Origin of the sequence: Actinoplanes sp. G11-F43 (genome assembly GCF_050589265.1) — a bacterium.
Taxonomy (GTDB): domain Bacteria; phylum Actinomycetota; class Actinomycetes; order Mycobacteriales; family Micromonosporaceae; genus Actinoplanes.
Genome location: NZ_JBNZCE010000037.1, coordinates 1 through 22,008, shown reverse-complemented (window position 1 = coordinate 22,008; position 22,008 = coordinate 1). Strand labels below are relative to the sequence as shown.

The following is a 22,008-nucleotide window of genomic DNA, read 5'->3' as shown; positions in this document are numbered from 1 at the left end:
TTCAGACCCTGATGGTTGATTGGTTCGACGGCAGGTCAGACGCAGTCTCCACGACGTTTCTGCAGGTAATCGACCTTCCTCAACCAGCCATCAGGGTCAACCCATCCCCGAAACCCCGCCGAACACACACACCGCCCGGCTAGTGCTCAGACGTCCGCCGCCCCGTCCCGACGACGTCACACACGCGCCAGACGGTGAGCCCACGCCGGGCCCAGGCCGCCGACGCGAGCACCCAGTCCGCCAACATGCGCCCGCCCGCTCCCGGTCAAGACCTCACCGTCAGCCCTCTCACTGTCAGTCCTCTCACTGTCAGTCCTTCCACCGTCAGTCCTTCCACCGTCAGTCCTTTCACCGTCAGCCCTTCCACCGTCGAGACCTCGTCCCCGGTCAGGCGTCCCGCCGGGTCAGGAGCAGGGCGGCCAGGCCGAGCAAGACAGCGGTGGCCGCGGTGAAGACCGTGAAGCCCGCCCACGGCGCGAGCTGGCCGGGGAGCCGGTCGACGTGCAGCAGCTGGAATCCGGCATGGCTGGGCCACCAGCGGCTCACCGCTTTCCCCGCCGCGCCGAGCTGGGTGAGCACCACCGGCATGATCAGCACCCCGATGATCAGCGTGGCGAGGGTCGCGGCGCTGTGCCGCAGAATGGTCCCGACCGCGAGGGCGAACACCGCGAGCACGGCCAGGTAGAGCCCGGTCCCGGTCAGCGCCCGCCACACGCCTGGGTCAGCAAGGCTCACTTCACTGGCGGGGCCGCCCATCACCAGCCGGGCGATCAGGAACGAGCCCAGCCCGCCGACCACTCCGGTGACCAGCGCGATCGCCGCGACGACGGCCGCCTTGGCGAGCAGGAGGCGGCTCCGGGCCGGGACCGTGGACAGGGTGTTCCGGATCATGCCGGTCCCGTACTCCCCGGTGATCGCCATCGCCGCGAGGACACAGACGGCCAATTGGCCGAAGGTGACACCCTCCAGCGCCACACCGACCACGTCGGCGGAGGAGACATCCGGCTGGTAGCCGAGCAGGGCCCGGCCGGACAGCACGGTCACGCCGATGACCGTGGCGGCGGCGGCCACCAGGCTCCAGGCGGTGGACCGGACCGACCAGAGTTTGGTCCATTCGGAGGCGACGACATCACGGAAGCTGGTCATCGGGCGGATCCCATCGGCTCGGCGGCGCGGTACTGCACCGCGTCACGGGTCAGTTCCAGGAAGGCGTCCTCCAGCGAGGCGCGCTGTGGGGACAGCTCGTGCAACCGCACCCCGGCGTCGGCGGCCAGGTCACCGATGCGGTCGCTGTCGACGCCGGTCACCGCGAGCGCGCCGTCGTCGAGTGGGTCCACCACCGCCCCGGCCGCGCGCAGCAGCGGGACCAGTGAGGCGGTGTGCGGGCTGCGGACCCGGACCCGGTCGCGGCCGTTCGCCCGGATGAAGTCGGCCATCGGGGTGTCGGCGATCAGCCGGCCCCGCCCGACGACGAGCAGGTGGTCGGCGGTGTCCTGCATCTCGCTCATCAGATGGCTGGAGACGAGCACGGTCCGGTCCTCGGCGGCCAGCGACCGCAGGAACCCGCGGATCCAGCGGATCCCATCCGGGTCCAGCCCGTTGACCGGCTCGTCGAGCATCAGCACCGGTGGGTCGCCGAGCAGCGCGGCGGCGATGCCCAGCCGCTGGCGCATGCCGAGGGAGAACCCTTTGATCCGCTGCCCGGCCACATCGGTGAGGCCGACGGCGCCGAGCACCTCCTCGACCCGGCTCCGGCCGATGCCGTTGCTGCGGGCCAGCCCGAGCAGGTGCCGGAACGCCGTGCGCCCACCGTGCACCGCCGCGGCGTCCAGCATCGCGCCCAGCAGGCGCATCGGCCGCTCCGCCGCGGTGAACGGGCGGCCGGCCACGATCGCCGTCCCGGACGTGGGCCGGTCCAGGCCCAGAACGGCCCGCATCGTGGTGGACTTCCCGGCGCCGTTGGGGCCGAGGAAACCGGTCACCCGGCCTGGCCGCACCGTGAAGGACAGATCGGACACCGCCTCCTTCGCTCCGTATCGCTTGGTCAGTCCACAGACCTCGATGGTGTGAGCTCGCATGCGGTGAAGCCTGCCGCGCCGGGCACGCCCCGGTCATCGGCCCACGGAATGCTCTCTGCACGGCGCCGTCAGCCCTGAGGATGACGACTCAGGGCTGACGACCCGCCCTCTCCCGCTGACTAACATGAGCGCGTGTCGAAGGAGTCCCGTCCGTTGCGCCCGGGGCATTGGGTAGCGATCGACGGCATGATCGCGGCGCTGCTCACTGCTGTCGGGCTGTGGAGCGCAGAGCACGATGCGCTCGGTTATCTGGTGGTGGTGTCGATGACGGTTCCGGTCGCGGCCAGGCGGATCTGGCCGGTCCCGGTCTTCGGTGTGGTGCTGTTCTTCTCAGCGCTGGCACCGCAGTTCGGGGTGCTCCGTGATGCCGACCTGGCCCGGGCGATGGCCGTCTACCCGATCCTGCTGCTGATGACGGAGTGGATCGCGGCCGGCGCGGCGGTCGTCGTGGTCGCCACCACCGTGCTGGCCAATCTGGCGGCCTTCCGGTTCGACCTGGAGGCGGGTGCCGGCCCGGCGTTCAGCGGTGGCCTCACCATGGTGACGGCGTGCGCGATCGGCATCGCGGTCCGGCTCCACCGGCGTTATCTGGCCGGTCAGCGCGAGCAGGCGGCCGAGCGGGCGGTCACCCGGGAGCGGCTGCACATCGCCCGTGAGCTGCACGATGTCCTGGCCCACGGGATCAGCGTGATCACCATCCAGGCGGGGGTGGCCCGGCATGTGTTCGAGATGCGACCACAGGAGGCGTTGCGGGCACTCACGGCTATCGAGGACACCAGCCGCAGCAGCCTGGCCGAGCTGCGGCAGATGCTGACCGCACTGCGCACCGACGACGACCACGGCGGCGACGGGGACGGCAGCGACGGACCGGAGCTGGATCCGATGCCCAGCCTGGCCGATCTCGGCACGCTGGCGGAGCGGACCACCGCCGCCGGGGTTCCGGTCGACGTCCAGGTCCGGGGTGATCAGCGCGCGCTGCCGCCGGGGCTGGAGCTGTCGGCGTACCGGATAGTGCAGGAGGCACTGACCAACGTGGTGAAACACGCCGGTCCGGCCCGAGCCGAGGTGGTGCTGCACTACCTGCCGGAAGCACTGACCATCGAGGTCACCGACGACGGCCACGGTGGCGACGGCGGCCACGGCGCCCGTGTCACCGGGCGGCCACCCGGCCCCGGGCGACCGACCATCACCGGGCGACCATCCGGTGCCGAGCACGGCATCCTGGGCATGCGGGAGCGGGTCGCGGTGTTCGGGGGCCATCTCAGCGCCGGGCCGCTGCCGCCACCGGAGTCCGGTTTCCGGGTCTGGGCGCGGCTGCCGCTCACGGACGCGGCGCCATGACCCGGGTCGTGGTCGTCGACGATCAGACGCTGGTCCGGGCCAGCTTCAGCGTCCTGATCGGGACCGCGCCGGGGCTCACCGTGGTCGGCGAGGCCGGGGACGGGGTCACCGCCGTCGAGGTGGTCGCGCGGGAGCGGCCCGACGTGGTGCTGATGGACATCCGGATGCCCCGGCTCAACGGCATCGACGCCACCCAGCGCATCGTGGCCGCCCACAGTGACGTCAAGGTGCTGATCCTGACGACGTATGACCTGGACGAATACGTGTATGCCGCGCTGCGTGCCGGAGCCAGCGGTTTCCTGCTCAAGGACGCACCACCGGCCGACCTGCTGACCGCCATCCAGGTGATCGCCGACGGCGACGCGCTGCTGGCGCCCCGGGTGACCCGGCGGCTGATCCGCGAGTTCGCCGAGCGGCCCGAGCCACAGCGCGACCTGCCACCGGCGCTGTCCGGCATCACCGACCGGGAGCGTGAGGTCCTGCTGCTGGTGGCGCACGGCCTGTCGAACACCGAGATCGCCGAGCGTCTGCAGATCAGCACGGCCACCGCCAAGACCCACGTGGCGCGGATGCTCACCAAACTGGACGCCCGCAACCGGATCGAGCTGGTCATCCTGGCCTACCGCTCCGGCCTGGTCCGCTCCGGCTGACACCCGCGTGGAGCGAAACGGCGCGATCCACACCGGAAGTCACCACGCGATCTCGCCGGCGAATCTTTCCCGGTCCGCGTCCCGGCAGGCTCGCGACCGGCTGCGGGCGGGTGGATTCTCAAAACCGATGGGAGTACGCCAATCGGCTCCACGACGATCGGGACGCCCTGTCTGGTCCACGCGAGACCGGCGTCGCCCTGGACCGTCCGGCGACCGCCGGGCAAATGCGACGGTCGCGTGCGAACAGAGTCCTCTTCATGGTGGAGGGCCGGGTGTCGCGCAAGTCCTCGGCCGGGTGACTGCACTCCGCACCGGTGCGGGCACACGGTAGCCGGCCGTTCGCAGGCGCAGACGCCCTGGGCCCAGCGGGGTATCACGGTCCACCGGTCGCGTTCCCGCACCGGCGTTGCCGGTCTGACCAACGCATACGAACCGGGAAAGTGCGCGGGCCGGAACGGAACGGACCGGAGCGGAACGGGCCGGAACGGGCCGGGCCGGGCCGGAACGGGCCGGAACGGAACGGACCGGAACGGAACGGACCGGAACGGAAGGGGCCGGAACGGAACGGAGCGGAACGGGCCGGGGCGGCGTCAGCGGCTGACGGCTCTTGATGGAGTCGCTACCCGGCCCGTCACTCGAATGCGGGAGTCCCCGACAGGCCCACCCCCACCAAGCAGAAGACTCAATACGGGCTCCAGGCCGGAATGTGGTGGTTGCCGGGCGAGCGCGAGGCCACCGGCCGGAAAGTGGTGCTCTCCGGGCCGAATGTGATGCTCCCCGGTGCCGGGTGCGGGGGCTCCCGGCCGGATATGGGGGTGTCCGGCCGGATGTGAGGGTGTCCGGCCGGGTCGCCGAGATCGTCATCCGGCGGCCGGGCCTGCATGCCGGTCCAGCCGCCGGGGCGGCGCGCTCGCTACTTAGCGGCTGGGCCTACGTGGTGGTTCAGCCAGTCGATCAAGGGGCGGCTGGTTCGGAAGAAGTCGACCAGGCGGGTTTTGGCGGTTGCTGTTCCCATCCAGGCGGCCGGCTCCCACTCCTGCCAGGTGGTCAGGCCCTTGTGCCGGAGCAGGTCGGCTCTCGGGTGGTCCTTCGGGAAACCGCGCGGGGAGGTTTTCAGGCTGTCGTGGCCGTGGATCCGGACACCGGCCTTCTCCAGACCGGCGAGCAGGTCGGGGAGGGCCGGGCCGAGGCGGGGGTCGTCGAGCGTACGGCGATATCGGTCCAGTTGGTCGGGGGCCATCCGGTACATGCCACCGCCCGCCGCCAGCCCGTCGGCGGAGAGCTGCGCGTAGTAGCCGGACTCCAGCCAGATCCCCAGATGCGTCTTGTACGGGGTCTTGTCATGGCTGAACCGCACGTCCCGGTACGGCCGGAAGATCTTGCCGGGGCCGAACTCGGGTTCCAGTTCGGCGAGCAGTTCCCGGCCGGGGCCGCGCACCTGCTCCTCGTAGAACGCCTGACGCGCGGTCCAATAGGTCTTCGAATTGTCGGCGGCGAGACCCTCGTAGAACTCCAGGGCCTCACTCGGCCAGCCACGGAACGTCACCCGGCCAGCATGCCACCGCCCCGGGACGGCTACGCCGGGCGGTATCCGAGCTGGGCGGAGACCCGTGCCGCCGACTCCAGCAGATCGGTGATCACGGGAGTGCCGGGCTCCGGGCGGAACCGTGGCGCCGGGCCGGCCAGGCCGAGCACCGCGACCACCCGCCCGTCGTGGTCGAGGATCGGGGCGGCCACCGAGGCGGTGCCGGGCTGGCGTTCGCCGGCTGATGTCGCGTACCCACGTTTGCGGATCGTCGTCAGGTCCCGGCGAAGTCTCGCCGGGTCGGTGACGGTCTTCTCGGTGATCGCCGGGAGCGCCTGCCGGGACAGGTAGCCGTCGATCTCGAACTCGGGCAGGAAGGCCAGGAACGTCTTGGCCGCGGCGCCGGCGTGCAGTGGGGCCGGGATGCCGAGGCTGACCTCGACGCGTAACTCCTGGTCGGGCACCACCTGGTCGACGTAGAGGCGGGTGTCGCCGCGCCGCAGGGACAGGACGGCGGTCTCCCGGGCACGCCCGGACAGGTGCTTGAGTTCCGGGGCGGCCAGCGCGCGCAGGTCGGTGCGGGCCAGGTAGGAGCGGCCGAGGGCGACGGCGGCGTGGCCCAGCGAGTACCGCCGGGTGGCCGGGTCGACGGTGATCAGGTCGCGGCTGCGCAGCGCGGTGAGGATGCGGTGCACGGCGGCCTTGGTCAGGCCGAGAGCGGCGGCGATCTCGGTGACGCCGAGGTCGGGCTGGTCGGTGCGGCCGAAGTGGAGGAGGACGTCCATCGCGCGTTCGACGGCGGCGATGGAGCGGGATTGGCTCTCGTCCTCTCTCAGGACACCCGTTGTCACAGCGAAACCCCCGTGGAACACGACCGGAACGGACTTTTCCGAACTCTAGCCTGCGATTTCGCGGTGCGAAACGCTGTCCCGCAACGCCTGAGTGGCGGCCGGGGCGGAATCGGGGTACACAGCCGATCATGACTGCTTCCGCACTGCGCGCGCTCCTCGCCTCCGGCCGGGTTCTTCATGTGCCCGGTGTGCACGACCCGATCACCGCGGCTCTCGCCGTGCGGGCCGGGCACCGGGCCGTGCACCTGTCCGGCACGGCCGTCGCGGCGACCATGCTGGGCCGGCCGGACGTGCAGCACACGCATGGCGCCCGGGTCGCCGACCGGGCGTCCACGCTGGCGTCCGCACTGGACGGTGTGCCGCTGCTGGCCGACGCGGACACCGGCTACGGCGATCCGGCGCACATGGTGTGGACGGCTCTGGCGTATTCCCGCGCCGGGGTCTCAGGGCTGATCCTGTCCGACCGGCCCGGCCGGAGATCCAGCGAGAAGAGGGAGATGTCGGGCACCTTGACCGGGAGCGTCGCAACGGCCGGAGTCGCCGAGACGGGCGGGATCACCGCTACGGCCGAGGCCATCCGGGCTCTGGCCGAGCAGGCGCCGGAGATCGTGATCATCGCGCGAACCAGGATCCACCCGGCCCGCGGGCTCGACGAGACGATCGTGCGCTGTCGCGCCTATGCCGAGGCCGGCGCCGACGCCGTCTTCCCGGAGGGGGTGGACACCCTCGCGGACCTGGCCAAGGTGCACGCGGCGCTTCCCGGCGTACCGCTGGTCCTGGATCGCAGCGGAACCGCCGCCCGCCCGGAACCGGCCACCGACGCCGACCTCGCCGACGCGGGGGTCCGCCTGGTGCTGCATCCGATGACGGCGCTGCTGGCGGCGATGCGGGCCGCGTCACTCGCCTACCGGGCGATCGCCGAGACCGGCAGTCCCGAACCCGTCGACCGGATGCCGTGGGCGGCGTTCACCGAGCTGACCGAGCCGGAGACGGCCACGGCGCCGGACGCCCGCTACGTCCCGGCGAACCTTCAGACGTGACCCGTGCCACTCCAGTTCACGGATTCGCGCCCTCACCTCGTCTCGTGGTTATCACCGGGAGAAGGAGTGGCCGCCGATGCACGAGATCGTCGTTCTGGGAGCCGGATATGCCGGCCTGACCGCGGCCACCAGCCTGATCGGGCGGCGGCCCGGCGGCGTGCGGATCACCGTGGTGGAGGCGAACGAGCATTTCACCGAGCGGCTCCGGCTGCACCAGGCCGTCACCGGCCAGCCGGTCGAGCACCGGAGCCTGCCGGAGGTGCTGGGTCCGAGCCTGGTCACCGCCCGGGTGGACACGATCGACGCGACCGCCCGCACGATCCGGCTCGGTGACGGCCGTGTCGAGTGCCCTGCTCCTGGTTCTGGAGAGCCTGACCCCGCTGGAGCGGGCGGTGTTCGTGCTGCGGGAGGCGTTCGGGTTCGGTCACGCCGAGATCGCCGCGGCGGTGGGCCGCTCGGAGGAGACCGTCCGGCAGGCCGCACACCGGGCCCGGGAGCACGTGCGGGCGCGGCGGCCGCGGTTCCCGGCCACCCGGGACCGGCATCGGCGGGTGACCGAGCGTTTCCTGGCCGCGGCCGGCGGCGGGGACCTCAACACCCTGATGGAACTGCTCGCGCCGGACGTGACGTTGTGGACCGATGGCGGCGGCAAGGTGCGGCAGGCGTTCCGGCCGGTCACCGGGCCGGACCGGGTGGGGGCGTGGTTCGCGGCGTTCGGCGGCCGGTCCTACGAGGGTGTCGCCGCGGCCGGCATGTCAGCGGTGGTGGCCGGGGTGAACGGCGGTTCCGGCATCGTCTTCTCCGGGGCCGGGCGGGTGCTCGCCACGGTGGTCCTGGATCTGGATGCGGACGGCCGGATCAGCGCCATCCACAACGTGGCGAACCCCGGCAAGCTGACCGCGATAGCCTCCGGCACGGTCCACCCCGGCCGATGGCGCCGCGACGAACCGGCGGCGCGGGGATGAACCGGCAGATGGTGGCCGGCGTTCACAGTGTGGTCAGGCGGCCGGACTCGGTCAGGGTCGTCAACTCGAAGACGTTGTCCTCGGCGGGAGCCACGAGGGGTGGGAACGGGACGCCGATCTCGGTGATCCGGCCGGTCTCGCCGGTGCCGGACCAGGCGATCGGGTACGGCTTGCCGGCGGTGGCGACGTGCACCGCCGACGCCGGGTCCCGGCTGTCGGTCAGAGTGATCACCGGGACTCCCCCCGCCCGGGTCCGCGGACCGGTGCCGAGATCACCCGCCGGGTCGAACGCGTCGTCGAGGAGGCCGCCGATGCCGAAGTCCGCGGTGATCACCCGGCCGTCGAGGGACGGGGGCACCAGCATCCAGCGGTCGCCGACGAGTTCCCGGCCGATCTGGCCCTCGCGTTCGCCGAAGGTCGCGGTCCAGAACGCCGCGTCCGCTCGCGCGTACCGGTTGCCGTCCACGAACAGCCACTCCATCCGATGGCTGCCGTGCGTGACGGTGCCGTGGACGTCCTCACCGGACACCCGCAGGTCCGTCGTCCGGGGCAGCCGCAGGCCGCCCTCCTCGCTGAACCCCTCGCTGGTGAACCGGAACGACGGGGCCGCGCGCAGGGCCGCTTTGGCACGCTTCAGGATCGTCGCCGCGCCGAGCTTCTCGATGCCGTTGGGGGCGGCACTCACCAGGGCGGAGGCGGCGGGATCGACGGGAACCGCCGGCGGGGCGGATCCGGCCGGCGGAGGAGAGCCGGACGAATCCGGTTCCCGGCAGGCGCCGGCCAGCAGCAGGGTCGCCAGGAGAAGAACGCCGCCTCTGAACCGCATGTACGTCCCGTCAGTCGTTCGGGTCATCGAGTGTCGCCCACGTCGGGACGCTGGTGGCCGCAGTCCAACGTGGTGCCTGACCGGTCGGTCACCGTGGTGTTCCGGCAGTCACCCTGGTCGATCGAGACGGTCAGGTTCTCGACGCCGGCCGCGCGGTCCTTCTCGTCAGCCCAGTAGACGACGGTGAACGGTGACTCCTCACCCCGGTAATCGGAGAGGATTCGGACGCTCTCGCCCGGGTTCAGCCAGAAGTCCTCGCCCAGCGGTTCCAGCCAGAGCACCAGCCGGCCCGCGGACCGGTTCTCGACATCCATGACGGCCATCCGCGCATCCTAGAGGCCGTCACCGGGCCCGCACGACGAGCGCGCGGTCCAGCGGTGACGGATCGCTCACGCCCGGCGGTCGCGGCACGGCCCGGACGGACCGGTCGCCTCGCGGGGTAGGCACGGGACGGGTCGGCTTCGGTGGGAGGTGTAGGCGTACCGGCGGATGGTTTTTGTGGTCCTTCCCGCAGGTGGGTTCAGCTTAGGTTACTGGCGGGTAATATGGGTTGCATGATCAACGGAGTTACCGCCTCGCTCACCGAAGCGCTGGACGGGCGCTGGGGGCACATCCGGCGGAGCATGCGGGAGCGGCTCGGCGCCGAGTTCGTCAGTGTGCCCGGGGAGACCGGTGAGCAGGCCCGGGAGCGGATCACCCGGCTGGTCCGGGAGCTGCCGACCGACATCGGGGTGGCCTCCGCGTTCCCGGTCGCCTACGGCGGTTCCGCTGATCCGGGCGGTTCGACGGTGGCCGCGGAGATGCTCGGGCAGGTCGATCTGTCACTGATGGTGAAGGCCGGGGTCCAGTGGGGACTGTTCGGTGGCGCCGTCGTGTCACTGGGCACCGACCGGCATCACGAGCTCTACCTGCGCGACATCATCTCCGCCGATCTCATGGGCTGTTTCGCGATGACCGAGACCGGTCACGGCTCGGATGTGCAGCAGCTGCGCACGACCTGTGTCTACGATCCGGCCACCGAGACGTTCGACCTGCACACCCCGCATGAGGCGGCGCGCAAGGACTACATCGGCAACGCCGCGAAGGACGGCCGGATGGCTGTCGTGTTCGCGCAACTGATCACCGGCGGGAAACGCTACGGCGTGCACGCCTGGCTGGTGCCGATCCGTGACGAGAACGGCGAGCCGATGCCGGGTGTCACCATCGGTGACGCCGGGGCGAAAGCGGGGCTGCTCGGTGTCGACAACGGGCGGATCTCGTTCGATCACGTGACCGTGCCGCGGGAGATGCTGCTCGACCGGTACGGGCAGGTCGCCCCGGACGGCACGTACAGCAGCACGATCGAGAACGACACCCGCCGCTTCTTCACCATGCTGGGCACCCTGGTCCGGGGCCGGGTCACCGTCGGCGCGGCGGCGGCAGCGGCCACCCGCAGCGCGCTCACCATCGCGGTGCGTTACGGCGACACGCGACGGCAGTTCACCAGGCCCGGTGACGACCGTGAGGTGGTCCTCAACGACTACCTGGCCCATCAGCGCAAACTGCTTCCGGCGCTGGCCCGGTCATATGCCTACGCCTTCGCTCAGGAGGAGCTCGCCGTCACCATGGGTGAGGTGCAGACGAGCACCGACCCGGTCGACGAGCACCGTCAGCGGGAGCTGGAGTCGCGGGCCGCCGGGCTGAAGGCGGTGCAGACCTGGCACGCCACCGCCACCATCCAGATGTGCCGGGAGGCGTGCGGCGGGGCGGGGTATCTCGCCGAGAACCGGCTGCCGGGGCTCAAGGCCGACACCGACGTGTTCACCACGTTCGAGGGTGACAACACGGTTCTGCTGCAGCTGGTCGCGAAGGGGCTGCTGACCGGCTACCGGGACGCGTTCGGGTCGCTGGACGGCTGGGGCCGGGCCACGTTCGTCGCCGAGCAGGTGCGGGAGATGATGCTGGAGCGCACCGCCGCCCGGTCGCTGATCCAGCGGCTGGTCAGTGCGGCTCCGGGCCGGGACGAGGAGGTCGCGGTCACCGACCGGGGCTGGCATCTGGCGGTCTTCGAGGACCGGGAGAGGCACCTGCTGGACGGGGCGATCCGCCGGCTCCGCAAGGGCGCGGCGGTCAAGAAGGACGACCCGTTCTCGATCTTCAACGACGTGCAGGATCACGTGCTGTCGACGGCGCTCGCCCACATCGACCGGGTCACTCTGGAGGCGTTCGTCGCGGGGATCGACCGGACCACCGACCCGGAGGCGCGCGCGCTGCTGGCGAAGGTGTGTGATCTGTACGCGCTGAGCACGATCGAGGCGGACAAGGCCTGGTTCCTGGAGCACGGCCGGCTGACCCCGGCCCGGTCCAAGGCGATCACCGCGGTGGTCAACGATCTGCTGCGTGAGCTGCGGCCGCACATGCGGACGCTTGTCGACGCGTTCGCGGTGCCGGAGGAGTGGCTGAACGCGGCGATCCTGCGGGAGGAGCCGGCCCGGCAGGAGGCGATGGCCAAGGAGGACGACGCGGTCCGGGCCGGATGAGCACCGGTGCCCGCCCTCGCGGGCACCGGGCGATCACTCAACGTCAGCTGTCGTAGCCGGGGACGGCGAGCGGGTGCCGCTCCTCGTCCCGTGCGGCGATGCCGGCCATCGACCGCATGTACTGACCGCGGGTGATGTCTCCGTCCATCAGCTGAGCACAGAGCACACCTTCGAGGCTCTCCGGCGCGTACAGGACCTCCGGCACGGCCGGCTCCTCCACCTCAGCGGACACGTCCGCCCGCACCCCGCGCACCGCGAGCACGCAGGCGGCGGCGAGAACCAGGATGAGAAGGGACAGGATCAGCATTGCCACCGCCTTGTCGGGTCGACCACGAGACTTTTCCGCCCCGCCTGACAGAGAGAACGGATGACGGGGCGCGTCGGTTCGACGATTTCTGTTACTGACCGCTACGAAATTTTGGGCGCGGCGCTGAGACACGACACGAACGACGTACGACATATGCCCGGATTTTACGAATTCCGGCTATCTTGCCTCCGTGACCGGAAAGCGTGTTGTATCCCGTCTGCCGGATTATCAAGGTTTCAGCCGCCTGGCCGGTGATCCCGAACCTGCCCCCGAGGGGGAGTACCAGATCCGGTTGAAGCCGTTGTCCCGGAGACGCCCGATCCGGTCGACTCTGATAGCGGCATTCGCCTTCATGTTCGAGAGCGTCTTCTTCGGATGGCTGCTCACCAAAGTGGACCTGTCCGGCCACCGGATGGCCCCGGTGGCCGTCGTCATGATCGCCGCGACCGTGCTGATCGAACTGTTCCGGCTGGTCAACGTGGTGACGCTGTGCCTGGCCACCCTGCGCGCCCGGGACCCGGTGCCGGTGCCACCGGACGGCCGGCTGCGGGTCGCGTTCCTCACCACCATCGTGCCCGGCAAGGAACCGATCGAGATGGTGGAGCGGACCCTGCGGGCGGCCGGCCGGATCCGGCATCCCGGCCGGTTCCACGTGTGGCTGCTCGACGAGGGCGACGATCCCGAGGTCAAGGCGATGTGCCGGCGGGTGGGCGCGCACCACTTCAGCCGTCGCGGGGTGCCGGACTGGAACATGATGGCCGGCCCGTACAAGGCCAAGACCAAGCACGGCAACTACAACTCCTGGATGGACCGGCACGGCGACGACTACGACGTCTTCGTCTCGGTCGACCCCGATCATGTGCCGCTGGAGAACTTCTGCGAACGGCTCCTCGGATACTTCCGCGACCCGGACGTGGCGTTCGTGATCGGCCCGCAGATCTACGGCAACTACGACAACGTCATCACCAAGTGGGCCGAGTCGCAGCAGTACCTGTTCCACTCGCTGCTCCAGCGGGCCGGCAACAAGCTGGGCATCCCGATGCTGGTCGGCACCAACAACGCGGTCCGGATCAGCGCGCTGAAGTCGATCGGTGGTCTGCAGGACTCGATCACCGAGGACATGGCCACCAGCCTGGCCCAGCACAGCGCCCGCAACCCGCTGACCCGCCGGCGCTGGAAGTCGGTCTACACCCCGGACGTGCTGGCCGTCGGTGAGGGCCCGTCCACCTGGACCGACTACTTCAGTCAGCAGCACCGCTGGTCCCGGGGCACCGACGAGGTGTTCGTCGCCGGGTTCCTGCGGATGGTGCCGAGGCTGGGCGTCCGGCGGACCCTGCACTACCTGCTGCTGATGGCGTACTACCCGCTGACCGCGGTGGCCTGGCTGCTCGGCGCGGCGACCGCGGCCCTGCACGTGGCGCTCGGCGTCAAGGGGATCGAGGTGCCGCAGCAGGTCTGGCTGATGCTGTACGTGGACGCCGCCCTGTTCCAGGTCGGCCTCTACCTGTGGAACCGCACCCACAACGTGAGCCCGCACGAGGACGCCGGATCGTCCGGGCTGACCGGGATGCTGCTGTCCACGTTGTGCGCGCCGATCTACGTCACCTCGTTCCTGCAGGCGGTATTGCGCCGTACGGCCGGGTTCGTGGTCACCCCGAAGGGTGATTCGGCCAGCCCGGACGGCCTGCTCACCTTCCGTACCCATCTGAAATGGGCGCTGTTCTACGCCGTCCTGCTGGTGGTCGCCGCACTGACCGGCAACGCGCACGGCTTCATGTGGCTGTGGCCGTCGCTCAACCTGGCCCTCTGCCTCACTCCCCCGGCGATCTGGGCGCTCCAGACGCTACGCCGGGGCACTCCCCCGCAAGCAGTCCCCGAAGAGAAGGAACCACTGATGATCGAGTTGGCCCGATGAGCCCGCGCAGGCGGCCGTCGCTGGCCCGGCGGGTGCTCACCATGCTGGTGACGGTGCCCTTGATGGCCGCTGTCGTGATCGTCAACAAACCGCTGGTGGGTTTCGCCGCCGATCGCTATCACGAATTCACGATCAACAGAGAGGAGTACAAGCAGCGGTACGGGCACTGGTCGATGCTGCGGGTGCCCAGCGCGTTCAAGGTCAACGCCATCCACGCCGCGATGTTGCGGACCGGCAAGGTGCTGATCATCGCGGGTTCCGGCAACAACCGGGAGAACTTCGAGGCCGGCACGTTCCGTAGCATCCTGTGGGATCCGCGCACCGACACGTTCAAGGACGTGCACACCCCGACCGACCTGTTCTGCGCCGGGCACACCTTCCTGCCCAACGGCAATCTGCTGGTGGCCGGCGGGACCAAGTCGTACGAGGTGCTGGAGGCGGACATCAAGTTCGCCGCCGGGGTCATGAAGATCAAGAACGAGTCCCCGGACGGCGGGCCGCGCGCCTTCCCGAAGGGCACCCGGTTCCAGGGCGGCAACGGCCGGGTGTACGTCACCCGCGCCGACGTGTCGGTGCCGGCCGCCCGCAAGGTGACCCACGGCGCGCACACCATGGTGCACGCCGGTGAGGTCGAGGTGTGGGTGGACGCCGCCGAGGCCGGGGACACGCCGGTGGTGGACAAGCCCGGCCAGTACTCGATCGACGGCCTGACCGGCGCCGACGCCCGCAACCTCTACGGCATCGCCGAGAAGATCACCCGGGAGAAGCAGGAGTACGGCGGGGACCGGACGTCGTACGAGTTCGATCCGGTGGCCGAGCGGTACGTCCGTACCGGCGACATGGTCGAGCACCGCTGGTATCCGACGCTGTCCCCGATGCCGAACGGCGACATCCTGGCCGTGTCCGGGCTCGACGAGTTCGGCCGGATGCTGCCCGGCGACAACGAGCGCTACCGGGTCAAGGACCGTGAGTGGGTGGACGCGCCCGGCCTCGACCGGGTCTTCCCCACCTATCCGGCACTGTTCCTCACCGAGGACGACAGGCTCTTCTTCTCCGGCTCGAACGCCGGCTACGGCTCGGACACCGAGGGCCGCACCCCCGGCCTGTGGGACGTCGAGAAGAACCGGTTCCGCACCGTACCCGGGCTCAAGGACGCGAACATGACCGAGACCAGCGCCTCGGTGATGCTGCCACCGGCCCAGGACCAGAAGGTGATGATCCTCGGTGGGGGCGCGGTCGGGGACTCGCCGGTCTCCACCGCCCGGACCGCGATCGCCGACCTGAACGCCGGACAGCCGCGGTACCGGCCCGGACCCGATCTGCCGGCCCCGACCCGGTACCTGAACACCGTGGTCCTGCCAGACGACACCGTGTTCACCAGCGGGGGCTCGTCCGGGTACCGGGGTGGGCCGTACCAGGGGAGGAACCGCAGTGACCTGCTCACCGCGCACATCTTCGACCCCGAACGCGAGCAGTTCCGCACCGCCGCGGCACCGTCGGTGGGGCGCAACTACCACTCCGAGGCGCTGCTGCTGCCGGACGGCCGGGTGGTCACCATGGGCAGCGACCCGATCTACGACGTGACCGGGAAGAACCCCGGCAAGTTCGAGCAGCGGATCGAGATCTACAGCCCGCCGTACCTGTTCCAGGGCCGGCGTCCGGCCCTCGGCGGCGGGCCGCGCACCGTGGAACGCGGGCGCAGCGCCCAGTACGCGACCGGCGACGCCGCCCGGATCAGCGCGGCCCGCCTGGTCCGGCCCAGTGCGGTCACCCACGGCACCGACGTCGACCAGCGGTCGATCGAGCTGGACGTACGCCGGGCGCCGGGCGGGGTGACGGTGACCGTCCCGGAGAAGGCCGGGCTGGTCCCCTCCGGGTGGTACATGCTCTTCCTGGTCGACGAGAAGGGCGCGCCCTCCCGGGCGCGCTGGGTCCGCGTCAAATAGGTCAGTTGGTGGCGAGCCCGAGCGCGTACTCGGGCCACCACTGACCGGCGGGCGGCGCGTCCGGCAGGCAGGCCCCGTCGGACTCGCCCGGCCGCTTGATCCACAGGTAGGCGTCGACCCTCGGCGTCTTGGTATCGGTGGTCGGCGCCGGGCCCAGCGCCCGGCCCGGCGGATTGCACCAGTGACCTTCCGAGTCCTGCGCGTCGACCGGCGCCGGCCCGTTGCCGTTGCGGCTGGTGTCGATCACGAAGGGCAGTCCGCCGAGACGGTCGGAGATGGCCGTACCGTAGGCGATGTTGGCTTCGGTGGTCTCGAAGTTGGCCACGTTGAGACTGAACCCGTCGGCCTGGCGCACCCCGGCCCGCTCCAGGGTGGCGGTCACCCGGTCCACGTCCTTGATCCAGCCGGGGTTGCCCGCGTCCAGGTAGACCTTCGCCCGCGGCTCCCGCTTGAACGCCGCGATCGCCTCGCCGAGCAGCGTGTACCGCTCCTCGGCGACCGGGCCGGACACGCACCCGTCGATCAGATGCGGCACCGCGTCCGGTTCCAGGATCACCACCACATCATTGCCGCGTACGGCCGTGGCCAGCTCGCCGATCCAGGCGCGATAGGCGGCCGCGTCCGGTGCGCCACCGCCGGAATGCCCACCGCAGTCGCGTTGCGGCACCCAGTAGGGCACCAGCACCGCGGTCCGGCCGTGTGCGGCAGCCGTGCTCACCAGCCGCCGGGCCCGGTCCTGATAACCGGGGTCGGCGTTGGCGAACCAGACCGCCACCGGTGACTCGGCGATCCGGCGCAGCGCCGCCGCGTCGGTGCTGCGGCCCTCCGCCTCCCAGACCGCCACCTGCTGGACGGCCGGGGCGTCGGGTTCCACAAAAAAGCCGGCGGCATCCGGCGGCGGCGCGGGAGTCACCACCGGTGCCGGTGGCTTCTTGTCCGAGGTGCAGCCGCCGAGAACGGCCATCGCTGCCAGAAAACAGAGCGCAGGTAACCTTCTCATCCGGGCAAACGGTACCCGGCCCGGCATACTTGATCTTTTATCAGCACACCGCGCGTTCGGGCGCTATCACCCCTATGGGTGACGGCGCAGCACGTCCAGCACGAACCACTCGTCGTCGTGGTGCACCACCGGCTCCAGCCCCGGGGTGGCGGCCAGCGCGGCGTGCGCGTTGAAACCGTCGTAGGTGCCGCCGTTCTCCCGGTCCCGGAAGTGCACCGCGACCAGGTCGCCACCCGGCTCCAGGCACCGGGTCAGCCCGGTCAGGGTGGCCGCCAGATCGTCGGCGGACAGGTAGTAGAGCAGGTCGCCGACCACGATCAGGTCGAACTCACCGCCGGGCAGGCCGGCCGGCAGCTCGGCCCGCTCGACGGTGACGTTCGGCAGATCCGCGGTGTTCTCCCGGGCCAGCTGGACCGCCTCCTCGACACTGTCGGTGGCCAGCACCTCGTCGCAGCGCGCGGCAAGCATCCGGCTCAGCGTGCCGATCGAGGCACCCGGCTCGTAGCAGCGCCGGTAACGCTCCCGCGGCAGGCTGGCCATGGTGACCGCGAACTTGCGCAGGTCGTGCCACTTGACACCGATGTCCCACGGGTCGTCCTTCGCCAGGTAGAGCCCGGTGAAGTGGTCCAGGGAGACACTGGTCTCCGGGGGTACGGCGTCGCCTGCTGCTCGTGTCACCCGCCGATTGTCCCGGTGGCCCGGGCCGCGGTCACGGTCAGGGTGCCGACTCCCTCGTCGGCGATCACGTCCAGCCCACCGGTGCCGTCGGTGGCGGTCAGCACCTTGCCCCGATCCACCCCCTGGGTACGGTCGCCGTAGAGCACCACCGCGCCGGCCCCGTTGCGCAGCGTGGCCCGCACCGGGATCTGATCGGCCGTGCTGATCCGCCAGTCGTTGACCCCGCCGGACATCTGCACCGGCACGACGGCGTTCTGCTCGGGCAGCGCGATGTCGATCGCCGCCGCCCCGCCGAGCAGGTCGATCCGGTCGATCCGGCCGCCGGTCAGATCGAACGAGCCGGTGCGCACCCCACCGCGCATCAGCACCGACCAGGCCACCTCGGGGCTGAGCTTGACGTCCACCCGGGCCGGGCCGGTCTCGCTGATCTTGTCGACGAAGAGGCGTACGCCGCTGTCACCGAACTCGGCCCGCGGCCGGACCGCGCCGCCGTCCGGGGCGGTGGCGGTGAACCAGGCCTCGCCGGTGTCGCCGATCGTCACGGTCAGGTCGGTGGTGCCGTCGACCAGCTCGAAGGTGGCCGCCGCCGGGGCCGCCGGGGCGGGCGGTGTGGTCTCGATCTCCACCGGCGAGTTCCCCTGGTCCGGGCCATTCTCCGGGTCCGGCGCCACGAACGTGGGTGCGCCCGGGTCCGGCGCGGCCGACGGCGTGGACGGCGACCCCTTCGCCATCCAGGCGGCCAGGCCGACCGCCACCAGCCCGGCGGCCACCGCGGCGACGGTCCGGCCGAGCGGGCGGCGCGGTTTGACCGGCGGGCGGCCGAGCATGTGCAACTCGATGGTCGGGCGCCCGGTGCTCAGCTCGACGGTGGGCCGGCTGTCCACCTTGGGCTGCCAGGCCGGATCGGTCCGGGTCGCCTCCGCACCCTCCAGTTCGTAGTGGTCGGCGGGCGGCCCCACCCGGTGGGGCGCATCCGGCCAGAATCCCGAGATATCAGGCATTTCTGGCTTATCTGGTACGTCAGTACCGGTGCGACCGGCGTCCGGTACGGCTGGACTGTCCACGCTGCTCTCCTCCAGGGCTCCCGGGAGGTACGGACGCGAACGCCGGGCGGTTCATTTGGTAGCGCTCCCACGCCAATTGGTACAGCGTTTCCACTTGCCCCGGAGACCGCTGGTCGGGTAGATCCTTATCGAACAATTAAGTACCTATGTGAACGTTCCCCAGGAAGCGAATTACATGCCGGAAGACAACACCCGTAACAGCTTGCGGGTAGGCGGCTGGATTCCGCCGTATTCGGCCGGTGGCGACACCACCGCACCGATCCGGCCGACCGCACAACCCGCTCTCAGCGGGCGCCCCACACCACGTGACCATTTCGCCCGCGTCCGCGAGTCCGGGACGATGCGTCCCCGCCTCGTCCTCGTCGCGGCCCTCTGCCTCGCCTGTGCGGCGACCGCCGCGGTAGCGGTCGTCATCGACGCCGCACGCAAGCCCGCCCCCGTCGCCGCGGAGTTCACGTTCCCCCAGGACGTGCCCCCGCCCCCGCTGGAGCTGACCCCCGCCGCCGGCCAGACCCCCACTGACGTGCCGGTCAGCGTGGAACCGTCACCCTCCGCGACCTCACTCTCCGCTACCTCGACGCCTGGCATCAGCCAGTCGCCGAAGGCCGCCCCCAGCCCCTCCACATCGAAGAAGACCTCCGCCCCGGCGAAGCCCGAACCCACCGGGACCACAGCGCCGGCCGCCCCGCCGGTGTCCCTGACGGTCGGCACCACGGTCGGCCTGGAATCCGTCGACCAACCGGGCGAAAGAGTGCGGCACTACGACTACCGTGGCCGCCTGGACCGGATAGGATCGACGAGCAGCGATACCGCCAGAGCTGACTCGAACTTCCGGGTTCGATCCGGCCTCACCCGGGAAGGCTGCGTGTCCTTCGAATCTGTAAACTTTCCCGGGTATTATCTGCGACACCGCAACTTCGAAATTCGTCTCGACCGTATCGACCGCACCCGTCTATTCCGAGAGGACGCCACATTCTGCACGGTGACTATTCGTGAGGGCGCCGCCTTGGCGTTACGTTCCGCGAATTTCCCGAACAGCCACGTGGTCGCCGACGGTAACCGCCTAAAGATCAACGAGACGTCCGCGGCGAACGCCTTGGCCGTCAAGCCGCGCCCCGCACTCTGATCGACCCGGCTGGCCCATCCAGCCGGGTCGATCAGGCCACCCCCAGCGAACGGTGGGCCGACGCACATCCGCCCGGCCCACCACTCGCCCACCCGCGCTCACCCCACCCCACCCACGCTCACTCCGTCCCACCCACCACTCACCCACCCACCCGGCACTCGCACCACCTCGCACTCGCACCACCCGGCACTCGCACCACCCGGCACTCGCACCACCCGGCACTCGCACTACTCGTTTACCCCTTTTGCCCCGCCGCACCGCCCATGCATGAGCCAGCGGCCTCACGGCACACCTCCGGACTTCAGGCACTCGCTCGACCTTTTACCCCGGCACGCCGGAAACGCCCGAGCCGTCACGACACACCGGAAAAACCCAGGGCGCCGGCACACCTGACACGCCCAAGCCGTCGCAGCACACCGGAAACACCCACGGCCCAGGCACACCCGAGCTGTCACGGTGCACCGGACACGCCCGAGGCAGCGGCTTCACGACACGCTCCGGCCCGACCTCGATCGACCGATCCGGTCTACAGCGTCAGGTCGCCCCGGCGCTTGACCGGATGTCGAGCTTCCCCTCTGGCCTACGACCTGCTCGCGGCTTCCTTTCCCGCGCGAGCAATCACTTTCTGGCCGCCTCTGGCCGATTCACCACCGCCTTGAGCCCTCTTCTCATCGATCGACGACCACTCGCGCCCGATTTGCCCGATAGGAACCTCTCCCGTAGCCGATCTTGGAGGCTTTACCACCGGAAAAGAGTTTTGTTCTCGGCTGCCTGATCACTTGCGGTCAATCCCTCGCGCGGGCGACTCGCTCAGCAGAGATCACGGCCGTTTCATGATCGATAGTGGCGGTGAGTGACGGTGCCTGCGTTGGCGTGTCGGATATGGACGAAGCTCCGTTGAGTCCAGGTCTTCTCAAGGATCTGGTTCAAACGGAGCTTCGTCGTGCCGCAGTCTGCCATCCTCATCACCGATCCGTCTTTCGTGCCGCCGTCCGGGGACGTCTCGTTCACGCCTTCGTGTCATGGTCTGCTCGACCTGTTGCTCGCCGTCGGCGACAGCCGCTCCGATCAGGGCCGTGATCATCCGGTCGCGGTCGTGCTCGCGCTGGTCGCGGCGGCCACCGTCGCCGGGCTCAAGGGCTACACCGCGATCAGCGGCTGGGTCGCCGACGTGCCCACCGACATCCTCGACAGCCTGTACCTGCGGGCCGAGGCCCGGCCGGCCGGACGACCGTCACGTTCCACGCTGTGGCGGGTCTGCACCGACACCGACGGCGACGTCCTGGACGCGGTGATCACCGCGTGGACCACCACCCAGCACGCCGCCAGCGGCGGTCAGGAGGCTCCCACCGGCAGCGATACACCGTCACAGATCCGCCTGGACGGCAAGACCATCCGCGGCTCCGCCGCTCCCGGCGGCGAACAACTGCACCTGCTGTCCGCCCTGACCGGCGCACCCGGACCGGACCCGGCCGCCGTCATCATCGCCCAGACCCCGACCGATGGCGCCAAGACCCGCGAACCCGAAGCCGCCCGCGCCCTCCTGGAAACCCTCGATCTGCGCGACGTGACCGTCACCGCCGACGCCCTGCACACCGTCAAAGCCACCGCCGAGCTCATCCACCAGCAAGGGGGCCACTTCGTGTTCCCGGTCAAGCAGAACCGGGCCGCCCTGTTCGACGCCCTCGACACCCTGCCCTGGGCCACCACGCCGATCGGTCACGAGAACACCGAGACCGGGCACGGACGCACCACCCGCCGCACCATCCGGATCCTGCCCACACCCTCCGGCCTGCCGTTCCCGCACGTCAACCAGGTCTGGCTGATCGAACGCTACGTCACCGCAAGTGACGGTAAACAGTCCGCGGTCGCGCAACTCGGGATCACCAGCCACCCCGCCGAAACCGCCGGACCAGCCGAGATCGCCGCATTCAACCGTGGCCAGTGGGCCATCGAAACCCTGCACTTCATCAGAGACACCTGCTACCGCGAGGACCACTCCCGCGTCCGAACCCGCTCCGGACCACGCGTCCTGGCCTCACTGCGCAACCTCGCCATCAACGCCCTACGCCTGGCCGGCCGCACCGACATCACCGAAGCAACCCGCTGGGCCAACCGCGAAATGACAAGGCCATTCACCATCCTCGGCCTCACCGGATGATGTTGAAACGACCGTG

The 22,008-nt window shown here is 70.3% G+C and carries 19 protein-coding genes; 9 read left to right on the top strand and 10 right to left on the bottom strand.

Annotated elements, in window-relative coordinates; all coding sequences use genetic code 11:
• Nucleotides 1-387: 387 nt before the first annotated feature.
• Complete coding sequence (locus tag ACQ0O7_RS35420; RefSeq protein ID WP_430788936.1) at nt 388-1,146, bottom strand: ABC transporter permease; 759 nt, start codon at nt 1,144-1,146, stop codon at nt 388-390.
• Complete coding sequence (locus ACQ0O7_RS35415) at nt 1,143-2,078, bottom strand: ABC transporter ATP-binding protein (RefSeq protein WP_430788934.1); 936 nt, start codon at nt 2,076-2,078, stop codon at nt 1,143-1,145. Before ACQ0O7_RS35415 ends, ACQ0O7_RS35420 begins: the two co-directional genes overlap by 4 nt.
• 132 nt (nt 2,079-2,210) lie before the next feature.
• On the opposite strand from ACQ0O7_RS35415, the gene ACQ0O7_RS35410 reads away from it, so the two are divergent.
• Nucleotides 2,211-3,419, top strand: coding sequence for a sensor histidine kinase (locus ACQ0O7_RS35410; protein ID WP_430788932.1), 1,209 nt, complete (start codon nt 2,211-2,213; stop codon nt 3,417-3,419).
• On the top strand, nt 3,416-4,069 hold the full coding sequence (locus ACQ0O7_RS35405) for a response regulator (protein ID WP_430788930.1): 654 nt from the start codon (nt 3,416-3,418) through the stop codon (nt 4,067-4,069). Before ACQ0O7_RS35410 ends, ACQ0O7_RS35405 begins: the two co-directional genes overlap by 4 nt.
• Nucleotides 4,070-4,982: 913 nt before the next feature.
• Here ACQ0O7_RS35405 and ACQ0O7_RS35400 read toward each other — a convergent pair.
• Nucleotides 4,983-5,615, bottom strand: a complete 633-nt coding sequence (locus ACQ0O7_RS35400; RefSeq protein WP_430788928.1) for a DUF2461 domain-containing protein — start codon at nt 5,613-5,615, stop codon at nt 4,983-4,985.
• A gap of 29 nt (nt 5,616-5,644) precedes the next feature.
• Nucleotides 5,645-6,445 carry an IclR family transcriptional regulator gene (locus ACQ0O7_RS35395; protein WP_430788926.1) on the bottom strand — a complete coding sequence of 267 codons (801 nt, stop codon included), beginning with the start codon at nt 6,443-6,445 and terminating at the stop codon, nt 5,645-5,647.
• A gap of 128 nt (nt 6,446-6,573) precedes the next feature.
• Between ACQ0O7_RS35395 and ACQ0O7_RS35390 the strand changes: the two genes are divergently transcribed.
• Complete coding sequence (locus tag ACQ0O7_RS35390; RefSeq protein ID WP_430788924.1) at nt 6,574-7,485, top strand: isocitrate lyase/PEP mutase family protein; 912 nt, start codon at nt 6,574-6,576, stop codon at nt 7,483-7,485.
• A 329-nt stretch (nt 7,486-7,814) separates the two neighbouring features.
• Nucleotides 7,815-8,450: a sigma factor-like helix-turn-helix DNA-binding protein gene (locus ACQ0O7_RS35385; RefSeq protein WP_430788922.1), complete on the top strand. Its 636-nt coding sequence runs from the start codon at nt 7,815-7,817 to the stop codon at nt 8,448-8,450.
• Between the two features lie 22 nt (nt 8,451-8,472).
• Here the strand turns inward: ACQ0O7_RS35385 and ACQ0O7_RS35380 are convergent, their stop codons facing one another.
• Nucleotides 8,473-9,303, bottom strand: a complete 831-nt coding sequence (locus ACQ0O7_RS35380; protein WP_430788920.1) for a hypothetical protein — start codon at nt 9,301-9,303, stop codon at nt 8,473-8,475.
• The gene (locus ACQ0O7_RS35375; protein ID WP_430788918.1) at nt 9,300-9,599 is read right to left on the bottom strand and encodes a hypothetical protein; all 300 of its coding nucleotides are present in this window, start codon (nt 9,597-9,599) and stop codon (nt 9,300-9,302) included. The genes ACQ0O7_RS35380 and ACQ0O7_RS35375 overlap by 4 nt, the downstream gene beginning before the upstream one ends.
• Before the next feature lie 231 nt (nt 9,600-9,830).
• Between ACQ0O7_RS35375 and ACQ0O7_RS35370 the strand changes: the two genes are divergently transcribed.
• Entirely contained in the window at nt 9,831-11,795 is a 1,965-nt protein-coding gene (locus ACQ0O7_RS35370) for an acyl-CoA dehydrogenase (protein WP_430788916.1), read from the top strand.
• Between the two features lie 43 nt (nt 11,796-11,838).
• Here ACQ0O7_RS35370 and ACQ0O7_RS35365 read toward each other — a convergent pair whose 3' ends face one another.
• On the bottom strand, nt 11,839-12,102 hold the full coding sequence (locus ACQ0O7_RS35365; RefSeq protein ID WP_430788914.1) for a hypothetical protein: 264 nt from the start codon (nt 12,100-12,102) through the stop codon (nt 11,839-11,841).
• 352 nt (nt 12,103-12,454) lie between these two features.
• On the opposite strand from ACQ0O7_RS35365, the gene ACQ0O7_RS35360 reads away from it, so the two are divergent.
• Together ACQ0O7_RS35360 and ACQ0O7_RS35355 are read left to right on the top strand one after the other, a co-directional pair.
• Nucleotides 12,455-14,017, top strand: coding sequence for a glycosyltransferase family 2 protein (locus tag ACQ0O7_RS35360; protein ID WP_430788912.1), 1,563 nt, complete (start codon nt 12,455-12,457; stop codon nt 14,015-14,017).
• Nucleotides 14,014-15,963: a galactose oxidase-like domain-containing protein gene (locus tag ACQ0O7_RS35355; protein WP_430788910.1), complete on the top strand. Its 1,950-nt coding sequence runs from the start codon at nt 14,014-14,016 to the stop codon at nt 15,961-15,963. The genes ACQ0O7_RS35360 and ACQ0O7_RS35355 overlap by 4 nt, the downstream gene beginning before the upstream one ends.
• 1 nt (nt 15,964) lies before the next feature.
• Here ACQ0O7_RS35355 and ACQ0O7_RS35350 read toward each other — a convergent pair whose 3' ends face one another.
• From ACQ0O7_RS35350 to ACQ0O7_RS35340, 3 genes are all read right to left on the bottom strand, one after another.
• Entirely contained in the window at nt 15,965-16,963 is a 999-nt protein-coding gene (locus ACQ0O7_RS35350) for a glycoside hydrolase family 6 protein (RefSeq protein WP_430788908.1), read from the bottom strand.
• A 72-nt stretch (nt 16,964-17,035) separates the two neighbouring features.
• Complete coding sequence (locus tag ACQ0O7_RS35345; RefSeq protein ID WP_430788906.1) at nt 17,036-17,641, bottom strand: class I SAM-dependent methyltransferase; 606 nt, start codon at nt 17,639-17,641, stop codon at nt 17,036-17,038.
• Nucleotides 17,638-18,642, bottom strand: coding sequence for a hypothetical protein (locus tag ACQ0O7_RS35340; protein WP_430788904.1), 1,005 nt, complete (start codon nt 18,640-18,642; stop codon nt 17,638-17,640). The genes ACQ0O7_RS35345 and ACQ0O7_RS35340 overlap by 4 nt, the downstream gene beginning before the upstream one ends.
• Nucleotides 18,643-18,853: 211 nt before the next feature.
• Here ACQ0O7_RS35340 and ACQ0O7_RS35335 point away from each other — a divergent pair, with 211 nt between their 5' ends.
• Together ACQ0O7_RS35335 and ACQ0O7_RS35330 are read left to right on the top strand one after the other, a co-directional pair.
• Nucleotides 18,854-19,831: an AbfB domain-containing protein gene (locus ACQ0O7_RS35335; protein ID WP_430788902.1), complete on the top strand. Its 978-nt coding sequence runs from the start codon at nt 18,854-18,856 to the stop codon at nt 19,829-19,831.
• Nucleotides 19,832-20,774: 943 nt separating this feature from the next.
• Nucleotides 20,775-21,992: an ISAs1 family transposase gene (locus ACQ0O7_RS35330; RefSeq protein ID WP_430788900.1), complete on the top strand. Its 1,218-nt coding sequence runs from the start codon at nt 20,775-20,777 to the stop codon at nt 21,990-21,992.
• Nucleotides 21,993-22,008: the final 16 nt, after the last annotated feature.